Source organism: Acinetobacter sp. Lyrl_1, assembly GCF_051948795.1.
GTDB classification, from domain to species: Bacteria; Pseudomonadota; Gammaproteobacteria; order Pseudomonadales; family Moraxellaceae; genus Acinetobacter; species Acinetobacter towneri.
The window spans coordinates 15,618-28,960 of record NZ_JAYJLK010000017.1 but is presented as its reverse complement, the minus strand read 5'-3'; the positions used below and the strand labels follow the sequence as shown (position 1 = coordinate 28,960).

Below are 13,343 nucleotides of genomic sequence, written 5' to 3'. Positions count from 1 at the left end.
GATGTATCCCTCTCAGATTGTTTTAAATTTAAAGTTTAGACTTAAATGCTTTTAGCATCTGCAGCAACACGGTCTTGCAAAATTTTAGGTGGGGTAAAACGTTCGCCATATGCTGCAGCAAGTTGCTGTGCTCGTGCCAAAGCCTGTGTTAAACCATATTGATTTAAAAACTGCAAAGCACCACCTGTCCATGCAGGGAAGCCAATGCCAAAAATTGACCCAACATTGGCATCAATGACAGATTCTAAAACACCTTCTTCCAAGCAACGTAAGCTGTCCAGTGCTTGTACAAATAAGAAACGGTCAATCATTTCTTGTTCAGCGATTTCGGTATTTTTATACCAATGACTTAATCCCGACCAAAGCTGTTTTTTACCCTGTTCAGGGTAGTCATAAAAGCCTGCACCTGCAGCTTTGCCTTTACGTGAGAATTGATGAATCATGGTTTGAATGACTTCATCTGCATTCGACAGTGGTCGATCTTTTCCTTCGGCTTGTAACGCTTTACGTGCTTCCTGCGCCACGTGTTCAGACAAGGTTAAAGACACTTCATCCTGAATGGCAAGCGGACCAACAGGCATACCTGCTTTTAAAGCTGCCATTTCAATTTTGGCAGGATGTACGCCTTCTGCCAGTAAGCGCAAGCCTTCCTGCACAAAAGTGCCAAACACCCGACTGGTAAAAAAGCCACGGCTGTCATTGACCACAATCGGTGTTTTACCAATGTATTGCACAAAATCATAAGCCTTTGCCAAAGTATCGGCAGAGGTGTTTTTTCCTTTAATGATTTCTACCAACGGCATTTTATCGACAGGACTAAAGAAATGCAGGCCAATAAAACGCTGCTGATCTTGCGCCGCTTGGGCAAGCTCACTAATTGGCAAAGTTGAGGTATTGGATGCCATCACACCTTGTTCTGCCAGAAAAACTTCGGCTTCTTGTGTGACTTGCGCCTTGAGTTGAGGATTTTCAAATACCGCCTCAATAATCAAATCACAGCCTTGTAAATCGGCAGCCTGTGCCGTTGGATGAATATTGGCTAAGACTTGTGCTGCTCGCTCTGCACTTATACGACCTTGCGATACTTGTTTATCCAATAGTTTTTGACTGTAAGCTTTGCCTTTTTCAGCTTGTTCGATGGATACATCTTTAAGAACAACCGCAATGCCTTTGCTTGCTGTGGCATAAGCAATGCCTGCGCCCATCATGCCTGCACCTAAAATGCCGACTTTTTGAGTTTGATGCGGTGCAATGCCTTGCGGACGGCCACTGCCCGATTTAATCGCATTCAGCCCATGCCAAAAGGTGCCAATCATATTTTTAGAAATTTGACCTGTTGCGAGCTGGGTAAAATAGCGAGATTCAATGCGTAAGGCTGTATCGACATCAACCTGCGCACCTTCTACTGCTGCACTCAAAATTGCTTCAGGCGCAGGGTAACAGCCTTTGGTTTTGTCGTGTAGCATGGCAGGAGCAATGGAAAGCATTTGCGCGACAGCAGGTGTAGATGGTGTTCCCCCAGGGATTTTATAGCCTTTGACATCAAATACTTGTTGTGATTGAGGATGTGCAAGAATCCAGTCTTGGGCTTTGCTGAGTAATTCTGTTTCATTTTCAGCAAGATCATGGATTAAACCTAAACTTTGTGCTTTTTCCACACTCAGCTGTTTGCCTTCCATCAACAGCGGCAGGGCAGTTTGTAAACCCAATAAACGTACCATCCGCACAATACCACCGCCACCAGGCAATAAACCTAAAGTCACTTCGGGTAAACCAAACTTGGTTTTTGCATCACGAATTGCAATACGATGATGACAGCACAGAGCAAGTTCCCATCCGCCGCCGAGTGCCGTGCCATTTAAGGCAGCTACCACAGGAATACCACGGGTTTCAATATAACGCAGCTGTGCTTTTAGGTTTTCAATCATCTGAAAAAATGAGCTGGCATGCTCAGGCTGTACTTGAATCAACTCATCTAAGTCACCGCCTGCAAAAAAGGTTTTTTTCGCAGAGGCGAAAATGATTCCCGCCACTTGTTCGTCTGCTTTTAACTTTTGTACCACTTGCGCTAATGCATCTCTAAAGTCAGCATTCATGGTGTTGGCAGATTGATTTGGTGAGTCAAAGGTTAGAATGACAATGTTATCGGCATTTTTATAATAGTGAATGGCGCTCATTTTTATACTCCTTATACTCGCTCAATAATGGTGGCAATTCCCATCCCACCGCCTACACATAATGTAGCCATGCCGCGTTTTTTATCTTGTCGTTCTAGCTCGTCCAGTAAGGTGCCTAAAATCATGGCACCTGTAGCGCCAAGTGGATGACCCAAGGCAATGGCACCACCATTCACATTGACTTTGGCGGGGTCAACCTGAAGCTCGGTAATAAAACGCAGAACCACGGCTGCAAAGGCTTCATTAACTTCGAACAGATCAATATCTTCAATGTTCAGTCCTGCTTTGGCTAAGGCTTTGCGTGCTGCAGATGCTGGCCCTGTGAGCATAATCGCAGGATCTGTGCCGACCAGTGCAGTGGCAAGCACTTTGGCACGTGGTTTTAAATTGTGTTGTTGTACCGCCTGTTCTGATGCAATCAAGACCAACGCCGCACCATCAACAATACCCGATGAATTGCCTGCATGATGCACATGATTGACTTGCCCTGCTTCAGGATATTTTTGCAAGGCGATGGCATCGAACCCCATTTGTCCCATCATTGCGAAACTTGGCTTGAGCTGTGCCAAACTTTCAACTGTGGTTTGTGGTTTGATAAATTCATCTTGTGCCAAAATCACCACACCTGCCTGATCTTTGACAGGTACAATCGAGCGTTCGAAATATCCCTGCGCTTGCGCTGCGGCTGCTTTTTGTTGCGATGCGGTTGCAAATTGATCGACCTCGGTGCGGCTATAACCATCTAAAGTGGCAATTAAGTCAGCGCCAATACCTTGCGGAATAAAGTCACAGGCCATGTTGGTTTCAGGGTCGAATGCCCAAGCACCACCATCAGAACCCATTGCCACACGTGACATAGATTCCACACCACCTGCAACAATTAAATCTTCCCAACCTGAACGGACTTTTTGTGCTGCGAGGTTCACGGCTTCTAAACCCGAGGCACAAAAGCGGTTGATTTGTACGCCTGCGACGTCATTGTCCCAACCTGCGGCAATCGCTGCGGTTTTGGCAATATCTGCACCCTGATCGCCAATTGGTGTGACACAACCCAAAACAATATCGTCTACTTGTGAGGTGTCTAGGTTGTGTCGTTGTTGCAATTCATTCAATAAGGTTGTGAGTAGGCGAATGGGTTTAACTTCGTGTAATGCGCCATCTTTTTTTCCTTTGCCGCGCGGAGTGCGAATAGCATCAATGATGTAGGCCTCGCTCATAATCAATCCTTTGTCGATAGTTTTCTTTATGATTGCTTTTGAGTGTAATCTGAAAATTTTGAAGTGCAATGACGAGAACGGTACAGGTCAGTGAGGTTTTTTGCTAATTGGGATGACGCAGTAATTTGGCAGAAAGATTGAAACTATAATAGAGCGATAAAAAAAGCCCTTGCGGTGTGCAAGGGCAATCGATTGGAATTATGAGTTATTGTGAATTGTCGATTCTAAATTAATGATAACCGTGCAACTGACGGTATAAACCAGGTGTGACGCCAGTCCACTTTTTGAAAGCACGGTGGAAAGTACTGGTTTCGCTAAAGCCAACTTGTTGTGCCACATCTTCAAGGGTAAGTTCAGGATTCAGCAATAGGTGAATCGCGGCATCACGGCGTAATGCATCTTTTACCCCTTGATAGCTTTTACCTTCTGCAGCCAAACGACGACGCAAGGTTTGTGGCGATAGGTACAGCATGGATGCAACATCGTTCAAGGTTGGCATTTCTTCGCCAATTTGGCTCTTTAACACGTCACGAATACGCGAAGTTAAAGAATTGGTGTTTTTGAATTTCACCAACAATTGCGCAGGCGCGGTTTTTAAGAATTCGTCTAAGGTTTCTTGGGTTTGACGAATTGGTAAATCCAAGTAGTCGGCAGCAAAGGTAATTTCGGTGCGTGGCATGTCAAATTGCATGACAGGCGCAAAGAACAGCGCATCGTATTCATCTGCATGTGCAGGACGTGGATAGCCAAAATGTACGCGCTCCAAAGGCAGGCGACGTTCAATCAGCCAAGATGCCAAGCCGTGCCAAATCATCAACATACTTTCAGTAATAAAGTGATCAGGATCCATAGCTTGTGGAATAGATGGTACCAAACGTGCTTCGTGTTTATCACGTTCTAAGGTAACCGACCAATCATCACCAAACAGTTTGTAGAATTGCGAAGAGAGTTCTAAGGCATCGCCCAGTGTTTTGGCGTGAATTACCAATTGGCACATGATCGCGAATGTACCCAAACGACGTGGCTGAGAATCAAAACCCACGTGTTCGTCTTGGGTCACCATCCACAACATTTTAATAAAGCGAGTATATTGTTCAGGTGAAATACGTGCTTTCGGTTGGCGCAGAAGTTCTGCCTCAATACCGACATGAGATAATAAGGTTTCGACATCCATGCCGAGTCGCTTAACACCCGTGAGCGCTGCATTTACAAAATGGATACTAATGGTATCTCTGCTCATGTTAAATCCTTCAGTCTCTTTTGTATTCACGTAAGCTTGACCTAAATGACGCTAAAAATTGAAATTGGCAATTTACAATACCAATTTTACTTATTTTACATAATAAATTGCCGAAATGATCAAGGTAAATGGCTGAACATGACATTGTGTTACAGTTTTGCTGTTTATAAGATGAACGGAAAATCAGTAAAAATCGAGTAATCACAACAATGACACATGCACTGAGCGGTTTAAAAGTTTTAGATTTTTCTACCTTATTGCCCGGCCCTTTTGCCAGTTTGTATTTGGCGGATATGGGTGCAGAGGTGATTCATATTGAATCGGCAACCCGTCCTGACTTAATTCGTTTATTTCCGCCCTATGCCAATGGACAAGCGACTTCGCACAGTTATTTGAATCGGAATAAACAGTCAATTACTTTGGATTTAAAATCCCCCGAAAGTATTCAGCTTATTCACGATAAAATTGCCGAATTCGATATTGTATTGGAACAGTTTAGACCAGGCGTGATGCAGCGTTTAGGGCTGGACTATGCCAGCTTGGCAAAAATTAATCCGCGACTGATCTATTGTTCCATCACAGGTTATGGACAAACAGGCGATTATCAACAAAGGGCAGGACATGACATCAACTATTTAGCCTTGTCTGGCATTGCGGGGCATAGTGGACGGCAAGCGGGTGGGCCGCCACCGCTCGGGATTCAAGTGGCCGATGTAGCAGGTGGATCATTGCATGCTTTGGTGGCGATTTTAAGTGCAGTGATAGAACGTCAGCGCAGTGGTTTAGGGCAGTATATTGATATTTCGATGACCGATTGCGCTGCGACTTTAAACAATATGGCCGCTTCAGCAGTTTTGGCGGCACAGGTTCCTCAATATGCTGAGCAATCTTACTTAAATGGTGGCACCTATTATGACTATTATGAAACAGCAGATGGCCGTTATCTTTCAGTCGGTAGTTTAGAGCCGCAGTTTATACAGGGTTTGGCACAGATTTTAAACTTACCGATACTTTTGGAAAAAGGGGCATCTTTAGATCCGCAAGAGCGCTTGCAAGTCAAACACGCTATTCAAGATAAAATTAAAACACAAAGTTTTGCCACATGGCAGCAGGTATTCGCGCAATATGATGTCTGCGTTGAACCTGTATTCACTTTAGATGAAGCCTTACATTCACCTTTGGCACAGCAACGCGGTTGGACAGTAGAAGTTCCTATTCAGCAGAATGCCGAAAAAACTGAAACTCAGTTGGCGTGTCCAATTAAATTTTCACGTTCTCAAATGCGTTACGATTATATCGGGCAGGCTTTGGGTGCAGGGCAGTGGTCATCTCAGATTAAAAATCAGGATGAAGATGAAGCCAAGTCGTAATTTCAGGTAATCAATAATAGATCGAATAGATGCTATAGCAGAAAAAGTGCTAAAGCATGCACTATTTTGTGATAGCTCTATAAAAAGCCTGTAAATTTTGGCAAAGGCTTACAGGCTGTGATGTTGCAATGGCTTATCAATAAAATCGCTAATAAATATGTAAAAAACACATTTTGTTGATAGATTGAATCTCGCTATGCTGTCAGCCGTGATAATAGAAATGACTAGCTGTACGCCATGTATTTATATACTGATTTCGATCAGCAACTGATTAATGAACGTGTTGCACAGTTCCGCGACCAAACGGAACGTTATTTAGCAGGCAAATTGACTGAGGATGAATATCGTCCATTGCGTCTGCAAAATGGTTTGTATGTACAACGCTATGCGCCAATGTTGCGTATTGCGGTGCCTTACGGTCTGATGAGCTCTAAGCAATTGCGTAAAGTTGCGCAGCTTGCCAAAGACTATGACCGTGGCTATGCGCACGTATCAACACGTCAAAATATTCAGTTTAACTGGCCTGCACTGGAAAATGTGCCTGACATGTTGGCAGAGCTTGCAACCGTACAAATGCACGCAATTCAGACTTCGGGTAACTGTATTCGTAATACCACTACAGATCAATATGCAGGTGTCGTGGCGGGCGAAATTGCTGACCCACGTCCAACTTGTGAATTAATTCGTCAGTGGTCAACTTTCCACCCTGAATTTGCCTTCTTGCCACGTAAATTCAAAATTGCGGTGTCTGCACTGGAAGAAATTGACCGTGCTGCGACTGCATTTCATGACATTGGTGTCTATATTGTCAAAAATGAAGCAGGCGAAATTGGCTATAAAATTAAAGTTGGTGGCGGCTTAGGTCGTACTCCAATTATCGGTAGCTTTATTCGTGAGTTCTTGCCACGTGAAGATTTGATTGCTTACTTAGAAGCTATTTTACGTGTTTATAACTTGCATGGTCGTCGCGACAATAAATATAAAGCACGTATCAAAATTTTGGTAAAAGCCTTAACTCCAGCAGTATTTGCAGAAAAAGTTGAAGCTGAATTTGCACATACGGTGAAAACCTTAAAAATTGATGCAGAAACTTTGCAAAAAATGGATGAAAACTTCACGCCATTTGCTTATCAAAACTATGCCGATGAAGATTTTAGCGAGCTGTTTGCGCAGTATCCAAAATTCAAGCAATGGTTCAACATCAACACCAATGCGCACAAAGTACAAGGCTATCGTATTGTCACCATTTCATTGAAACGTGCAGGTGTTGCACCGGGTGACATGACGACAGAAGAAATGAATCTGATTGCAGATTTAGCCGATCAATATACCTTTGGTGAGTTGCGTACCACGCATGAGCAAAATATTGCTTTGGTAGATGTGCCACAAAAAGACCTGTTTGCATTGTGGCAAGTGCTCGATGCCAATAACTTGGCGCGCGCGCATATTGGCTTTATTACCGATATTATTTGCTGTCCGGGTGGTGATTTCTGTTCACTTGCCAATGCCAAATCTATTCCAATTTCAGAAGCCATTTCACGCCGTTTTGATGATTTGGATACCATTTATAATCTTGGCAAACTGGATTTGAATATTTCAGGTTGTATGAACGCTTGTGGTCATCACCACGTTGGTAATATCGGGATTTTAGGTGTCGATAAAAAAGGCGCTGAATTCTACCAAATCACTTTAGGTGGGCATGCAGACCATGATGCGTCAATCGGTGATATTTTAGGGCCATCTTTTGCTGCTGAAGTGATTCCTGATGTGGTGGAAGAAATTTTAAATACCTACTTAGATTTGCGTAGTGAAGGTGAAGACTTCATCGACACTTATCGCCGTGTCGGCATTCAACCATTTAAGGAGCGCGCTTATGCTTAATACTGCACTACCTGTGCTCGCGAAAGATGGCACGATTGCAGACAATACTTATCAAGTGATTGCTGAAGATGCAGCATTACCGCAAGGTGATGTGGTGCTCAGCGTTGAACAGCTTGATCAGTTGGCACAAATTTCAGGTAAAAAAGCCCTATATTTAACGGTAGATGCTTCGCCTGAAAACCATGAATTTCCATTGGCAGAACTGGATGCGATTTTTATTGAATTTGCAGGTTTTAACGATGGCCGTGGTTATTCTTTTGCGGCATTGTTACGCCGTCAAGGCTTTCAGGGTGAACTTCGCGCAGTCGGTGATGTCTTTAAAGACGTCTTAAATTATATGAAGCGTGCAGGTTTCGATACTTTCGTGATTAAAGAAGGTAAAGATGTGCAAGAAGCTGCAGCAGGTTTGGCGGACTTTACCCATCCTTATCAAGCTTCTACCGCAGTGCCAAAACCAAATTATCAAACAGGTGCGTAATATATTGATGATGGATTTCATCGAAATGTAGATAGATTTTATCGAAATATCACGGTTCACACATTTACAAACAGCCTGCCATGTGCAGGCTTTTTGTTTGCCTTAAAATGATCAAACGGCTTGTTTTATCGCACTTCTTAATGATTTAATTTACCGTAAAGTGCTGTAGTATAAGCACGCTGATGTAGCATCGCAGTCTTATGTAGGCGTTATTTTTACATTATCAAAAATCAATCAAGACGATAATTTGATGTGATTATCCTCTGATTTATTTTTCAATTTTTTCATGATGAAGTGATTTGTCTTTATGCAAAATTCTATCCGTATTGGTATTGCTGGTTATGGCAACTTAGGTCGTGGTGTTGAAACGGCGATTCATAAAAACCCAGATTTACAATTGGTGGGTATTTTTACCCGTCGTGCGCCTGAAAGCGTTTCACCATGTTTTGCTGAAACAGCAGTGTTTCACATGGATTCATTGTCAGATTTTCAAGACAAAATTGATGTGCTGATTTTATGTGGTGGTTCAAAAGACGACTTGCCACAACAAGGTCCAGTACTGGCGAGCCAATTTAATATTGTCGATAGTTTCGATACGCATGCACGTATTCCTGAATATTATGCATCTGTAGATGCACCTGCGACAGCGAACAAGAAAACTGCACTCATCTCAATTGGTTGGGATCCAGGCATGTTCTCGATTAATCGTTTATTTGGTGAAGCGTTGTTACCTGATGGTGAAACCTATACTTTTTGGGGTAAAGGTTTAAGTCAGGGTCACTCAGATGCCATTCGTCGTGTTGATGGTGTAAAAGCAGGTGTGCAATATACCATTCCATCGAATGATGCCATTGAACAAGTGCGTAGCGGTGCGCGTCCTGTATTAAGCACCAAAGATAAACATACTCGTGAATGTTATGTCGTACTTGCAGAAGGTGCCGATGCTGCTGCGGTAGAGCAAGCGATTGTGACCATGCCAGATTATTTCGCTGACTACAACACAACCGTAAATTTCATTGATGAAGCGACTTTAGCCAAAGATCACCAACGCATGCCACATGGTGGTTTTGTCATTCGCAGTGGTAATACCAGCGATGAACAAAAACAAGTGCTTGAATTCTCATTGAAGTTAGACAGCAATCCTGAGTTTACCGCGAGTATTTTGGTGGCTTATGCACGTGCTTGCTATCGTTTAAACCAAATGCAGCAATATGGTGCAAAAACTGCTTATGATGTTGCGCCAGGTTTATTGTCAATGAAATCGCCTGAACAGTTGCGTGCAGAATTGCTCTAAACTTTTTAAAGCTATAAGCAAAAAGACGAATCAATGATTCGTCTTTTTACTTTTTGAATTAAAGAGGAGTTAGGGAATGACTTTATTTAATCTGCCTAAATCCTACTTTATGGGATAGGGGCTGCAAGGCATTAAAGCAATTCAATTGCGACAGCAGTTGCTTCACCACCACCAATACAGAGAGCGGCCACGCCACGTTTGCCACCTGTACGTTTAAGCGCATGAATTAAAGTCAGGATAATACGTGAACCTGTAGAACCCACAGGATGCCCAAGCGCACATGCACCACCGTTGATATTCACTTTTTCAGGATCTAGTTTGAATTCATCCATTGGGCACATGGTGACCATGGCAAAAGCTTCATTAATTTCCCATAAATCTACATCTTGTGCATTCCAGCCTGCTCGATCCAATACTTTCTGAATCGCAGCAACAGGGGCGATCGTGAACTCTGATGGATGTTGTGAGTTGGTTGCATAAGCCACAATTTTTGCTAATGGTTGTAAACCTTTATTTGCTGCATTTTCTGCAGACGTTAGGACTAAGGCTGAAGCACCATCTGAAATTGAGCTGGCATTGGCTGCGGTAATCGTGCCATCTTTAGCGAAGGCAGGACGAAGTGTTGGAATTTTTTCAATATTGGCATTAAAAGGTTGTTCATCTTTATCTACAATGACATCGCCTTTACGAGTTGTAACTGTCACAGGGACGATTTCATCAGCGAAATAGCCTTCATTGACTGCAGTTTGTGCACGTTTGAGTGAGCGAATCGCAAAGTCATCCATTTGTTGGCGTGTGTAACCTTTGCTATTGGCCATATCTTGTGCGAATGAGCCCATCAAACGACCTGTTTCAGCATCTTCAAGGCCGTCTAAGAACATGTGGTCTTTCACATCACCATGTCCCATACGGTACCCAGCACGTGCTTTGGTCAGTACATAAGGTGCATTACTCATTGACTCCATACCACCAGCGACAATGATTGAGGCAGAACCTGCTTTGATTGCATCGGCTGCTTGCATGACAGCTTTCATGCCCGAACCACACAGTTTATTGATGGTCACTGCACCTGTAGAATCTGGTAAGCCTGCTTGACGCATCGCCTGACGAGCAGGGCCTTGCTTTAAGCCTGCAGGCAGGACGCAGCCCATAATGACTTCATCGATTTCTGTTGCTTGTACCCCCGCACGTTGAATGGCCGCTTGGATACTCGCCGCACCTAATTCTGGTGCAGTCACATTGGCTAAACTGCCTTGAAAGCCACCCATGGCAGTGCGTGCACCATTTACAATAACGATATCCGTCATTTTATTCTCCCAGTTTTTTATATGTGCTTTTGTCTAGATTTAATTCCAAGCAGGAATAGATCACTTCAGCAGTATAGGCAAAAAAAGATGAGAATAAAGTGACAATATAAAGATCATTTAGACTGCTCAGTTAACATCCATTGATGTCTTCAGCTCGAGTTTGCCCCATTTTACTAAGCACCAGTCGTTTGCTCGCGACGTGAGTAGAGCAGTAAAAGAAACTACCATTCGAGCCGATCGGCAAACCTTGTTGTGCATTAAAAGTTACACTGGGTATGTTTAAAGTGCCACGCCAATCCAAGGTACCGTATTTAAGTGCAGTTTTTTCTGTATAAAGAATGTATTCATTGTTGTCTATCTGACGATTTTTATTTCGATCAATAAAAATCATAAAACCCGTATTCCAGTTTTGCTTACTGCATTGGCTAAAGTCATGTGTTGGACAGATCACAACATTACTATGATGGGTGAAGGCATGGGAGCGTGCTATTTTCAGGCTGGACTGTAATGAATACTGAATTCGCTTGAGTTCTTGTTGTGCCATCAGCTGATGAAAATAGGGCAGGGCAATCATGACTAAAATCGCACTAATTGCTAACGTGACGATCAATTCAAACAGCGTGAAGCCGTTTTTGCTTATATTTGACATAAGTCTATACCTGTTATTGTTATGTTTTTTTATGATTAATTTGAGTAATTTGTTGTTTTATAGCGCTTTATCTGCTGTATAATAAATATTAAACAACTTTCGAGAAAGCTGTTAAAATAAAGCGCAAGAAAGATAAGCTATTCACAATAAAAAATTGAGTAGAAAGTTACCGAATTACAACGGAAATTGTAAGTAATTTTGTCAATAATTTACTTGATTAAAATTATCAAGCACTTGGAAAAGTAATAAAGTGTTTGTATGATTCAAAGTGACTAGCTTAAAAATAATACTGGGGTATAAGAAAGCCTATCTCAGGGTAGTCGAAAATTTAGGCTTGAGCTTGAACAACAATTGTTATCTTTGGAGGATAAATCCATGAAAATGAGTCGTATTGCATTAGCAATGCTCGTAGCTGCTCCTTTAGCTGCTGCAAACGCGGGCGTAACTGTTACCCCATTAATGCTTGGTTACACTTTCCAAGATACTCAACACAACAATGACAAGCTAACAGATGGTCCAGAATTACAGGACGATTTATTTGTTGGTGCAGCACTTGGTGTTGAACTTACTCCTTGGTTAGGTTTCGAAGCTGAATATAGCCAAGTTAAAGGTGATGTAGAAGGTCTTGGTGCGGGTGCTGAGTATAAAGCTCAAAATATTGCTGGTAACTTCTATGCAACTTCTGACTTGATCACTAAAAACTACGACAGCAAAATCAAGCCATACGTACTTTTAGGTGCTGGTCATTATAAATACTCGCCAGAAGGCTCTATTGCTGGTGAAGATATTGAAGGTACTTTAGGTAATGCAGGTGTTGGTGCGTTCTTCCGTTTGAACGATGCTTTATCTCTTCGTACAGAAGCGCGTGGTACTTACCACTTTGACGAAAAATTCTGGAACTACACAGCTTTAGCTGGTCTTAACGTAGTTCTTGGCGGTCACTTGAAGCCAGCTGCTCCTGTAGTAGAAGTTGCTCCAGTTGAAACCGTTGCTCCAGTTCAACCTGCTCCACAAGAGTTGACTGAAGACTTGAACATGGAACTTCGTGTGTTCTTTGATACCAACAAATCAAACATCAAAGATCAGTACAAGCCAGAAATCGCTAAAGTTGCTGAGAAGTTAGTTGAATATCCAAACGCTACTGCTCGCATCGAAGGTCACACTGACAACACTGGTCCACGTGCATTGAACGAACGTTTATCTTTAGCGCGTGCGAACTCTGTTAAATCTTCACTTGTAAATGAATACAATGTAGATCCAGCTCGTTTGTCTACTCAAGGTTTCGCTTGGGATCAACCGATTGCTGACAACAACACTAAAGAAGGTCGTGCTATGAACCGTCGTGTATTCGCGACGATCACTGGCAGCCGTACAGTGACTGTTGAACAACAAGCTCAATAATTTGAGTTAAGTTGTAAAAAACGACTCTTCGGAGTCGTTTTTTTATGCTTATTTTTTATGGAATGTATGGATCAGAGAGTGTCTGAAATGATCCACATTCAATGCGCTTTAAAAAATACTGTAAAAGTATGATTTTTAGAATAAAGAGTAAATAAGGTAGAGTCAGATTATGCTTAATATTTCGGCTTGTTGAATCGTAAACTAAGTCGAATTTTTATAGCGAGTTTATCGTTAATTCATTTAAAAACTCCAAAGCGTCGTTGCAGATCAAAATTTTAAAATAAGATATATGTACTCGATGTCTATCAGTCGATCAAGTCGTTGTTTAG

Annotated in this window: 10 protein-coding genes; 5 read left to right on the top strand and 5 right to left on the bottom strand. The window is 42.5% G+C overall.

What is annotated here, in order from left to right; all coding sequences use genetic code 11:
• Window positions 1-41: 41 nt before the first annotated feature.
• The 3 genes from VF675_RS07325 to VF675_RS07315 all read right to left on the bottom strand — a co-directional run bounded on the left by VF675_RS07325 (window position 42) and on the right by VF675_RS07315 (window position 4,634).
• Window positions 42-2,177 carry a 3-hydroxyacyl-CoA dehydrogenase NAD-binding domain-containing protein gene (locus VF675_RS07325; protein WP_440205008.1) on the bottom strand — a complete coding sequence of 712 codons (2,136 nt, stop codon included), beginning with the start codon at window positions 2,175-2,177 and terminating at the stop codon, window positions 42-44.
• Between the two features lie 11 nt (window positions 2,178-2,188).
• Window positions 2,189-3,394, bottom strand: coding sequence for an acetyl-CoA C-acetyltransferase (locus tag VF675_RS07320; RefSeq protein WP_440205007.1), 1,206 nt, complete (start codon window positions 3,392-3,394; stop codon window positions 2,189-2,191).
• Window positions 3,395-3,623: 229 nt separating this feature from the next.
• Window positions 3,624-4,634, bottom strand: coding sequence for an AraC family transcriptional regulator (locus tag VF675_RS07315; protein WP_004972448.1), 1,011 nt, complete (start codon window positions 4,632-4,634; stop codon window positions 3,624-3,626).
• A gap of 209 nt (window positions 4,635-4,843) precedes the next feature.
• Here VF675_RS07315 and VF675_RS07310 point away from each other — a divergent pair, with 209 nt between their 5' ends.
• The 4 genes from VF675_RS07310 (at window position 4,844) to VF675_RS07295 (ending at window position 9,657) form a co-directional block, all read left to right on the top strand.
• Entirely contained in the window at window positions 4,844-6,004 is a 1,161-nt protein-coding gene (locus VF675_RS07310) for a CaiB/BaiF CoA transferase family protein (RefSeq protein WP_440205006.1), read from the top strand.
• Between the two features lie 237 nt (window positions 6,005-6,241).
• Entirely contained in the window at window positions 6,242-7,885 is a 1,644-nt protein-coding gene (locus tag VF675_RS07305; RefSeq protein WP_440205005.1) for a nitrite/sulfite reductase, read from the top strand.
• A complete protein-coding gene (locus VF675_RS07300; protein WP_180006101.1) occupies window positions 7,878-8,363 on the top strand; it encodes a DUF934 domain-containing protein in 486 nt (161 codons plus the stop codon). The genes VF675_RS07305 and VF675_RS07300 overlap by 8 nt, the downstream gene beginning before the upstream one ends.
• A gap of 307 nt (window positions 8,364-8,670) precedes the next feature.
• Window positions 8,671-9,657 (top strand): diaminopimelate dehydrogenase, encoded by a 987-nt coding sequence (locus tag VF675_RS07295; protein ID WP_004972441.1) that lies wholly within the window; start codon window positions 8,671-8,673, stop codon window positions 9,655-9,657.
• Window positions 9,658-9,788: 131 nt separating this feature from the next.
• Here VF675_RS07295 and VF675_RS07290 read toward each other — a convergent pair whose 3' ends face one another.
• On the bottom strand, window positions 9,789-10,964 hold the full coding sequence (locus VF675_RS07290) for a thiolase family protein (protein ID WP_440205004.1): 1,176 nt from the start codon (window positions 10,962-10,964) through the stop codon (window positions 9,789-9,791).
• 130 nt (window positions 10,965-11,094) lie between these two features.
• Entirely contained in the window at window positions 11,095-11,613 is a 519-nt protein-coding gene (locus VF675_RS07285) for a GspH/FimT family pseudopilin (protein WP_178867341.1), read from the bottom strand.
• Between the two features lie 375 nt (window positions 11,614-11,988).
• On the opposite strand from VF675_RS07285, the gene omp38 reads away from it, so the two are divergent.
• The gene (gene omp38 / locus VF675_RS07280; RefSeq protein ID WP_167845802.1) at window positions 11,989-13,014 is read left to right on the top strand and encodes an outer membrane protein Omp38; all 1,026 of its coding nucleotides are present in this window, start codon (window positions 11,989-11,991) and stop codon (window positions 13,012-13,014) included.
• Window positions 13,015-13,343 lie beyond the last annotated feature (329 nt).

What these genes read in the sequence shown, in the direction of transcription:
- VF675_RS07290 (WP_440205004.1), bottom strand. Translation starts at nt 10,964, where the DNA reads ATGACGGATATCGTTATTGTAAATGGTGCACGCACTGCCATGGGTGGC.
- VF675_RS07325 (WP_440205008.1), bottom strand. Translation starts at nt 2,177, where the DNA reads ATGAGCGCCATTCACTATTATAAAAATGCCGATAACATTGTCATTCTA.
- VF675_RS07295 (WP_004972441.1), top strand. Translation starts at nt 8,671, where the DNA reads ATGCAAAATTCTATCCGTATTGGTATTGCTGGTTATGGCAACTTAGGT.
- VF675_RS07310 (WP_440205006.1), top strand. Translation starts at nt 4,844, where the DNA reads ATGACACATGCACTGAGCGGTTTAAAAGTTTTAGATTTTTCTACCTTA.
- VF675_RS07315 (WP_004972448.1), bottom strand. Translation starts at nt 4,634, where the DNA reads ATGAGCAGAGATACCATTAGTATCCATTTTGTAAATGCAGCGCTCACG.
- VF675_RS07300 (WP_180006101.1), top strand. Translation starts at nt 7,878, where the DNA reads ATGCTTAATACTGCACTACCTGTGCTCGCGAAAGATGGCACGATTGCA.
- VF675_RS07285 (WP_178867341.1), bottom strand. Translation starts at nt 11,613, where the DNA reads ATGTCAAATATAAGCAAAAACGGCTTCACGCTGTTTGAATTGATCGTC.
- VF675_RS07305 (WP_440205005.1), top strand. Translation starts at nt 6,242, where the DNA reads ATGTATTTATATACTGATTTCGATCAGCAACTGATTAATGAACGTGTT.
- VF675_RS07320 (WP_440205007.1), bottom strand. Translation starts at nt 3,394, where the DNA reads ATGAGCGAGGCCTACATCATTGATGCTATTCGCACTCCGCGCGGCAAA.
- omp38 (WP_167845802.1), top strand. Translation starts at nt 11,989, where the DNA reads ATGAAAATGAGTCGTATTGCATTAGCAATGCTCGTAGCTGCTCCTTTA.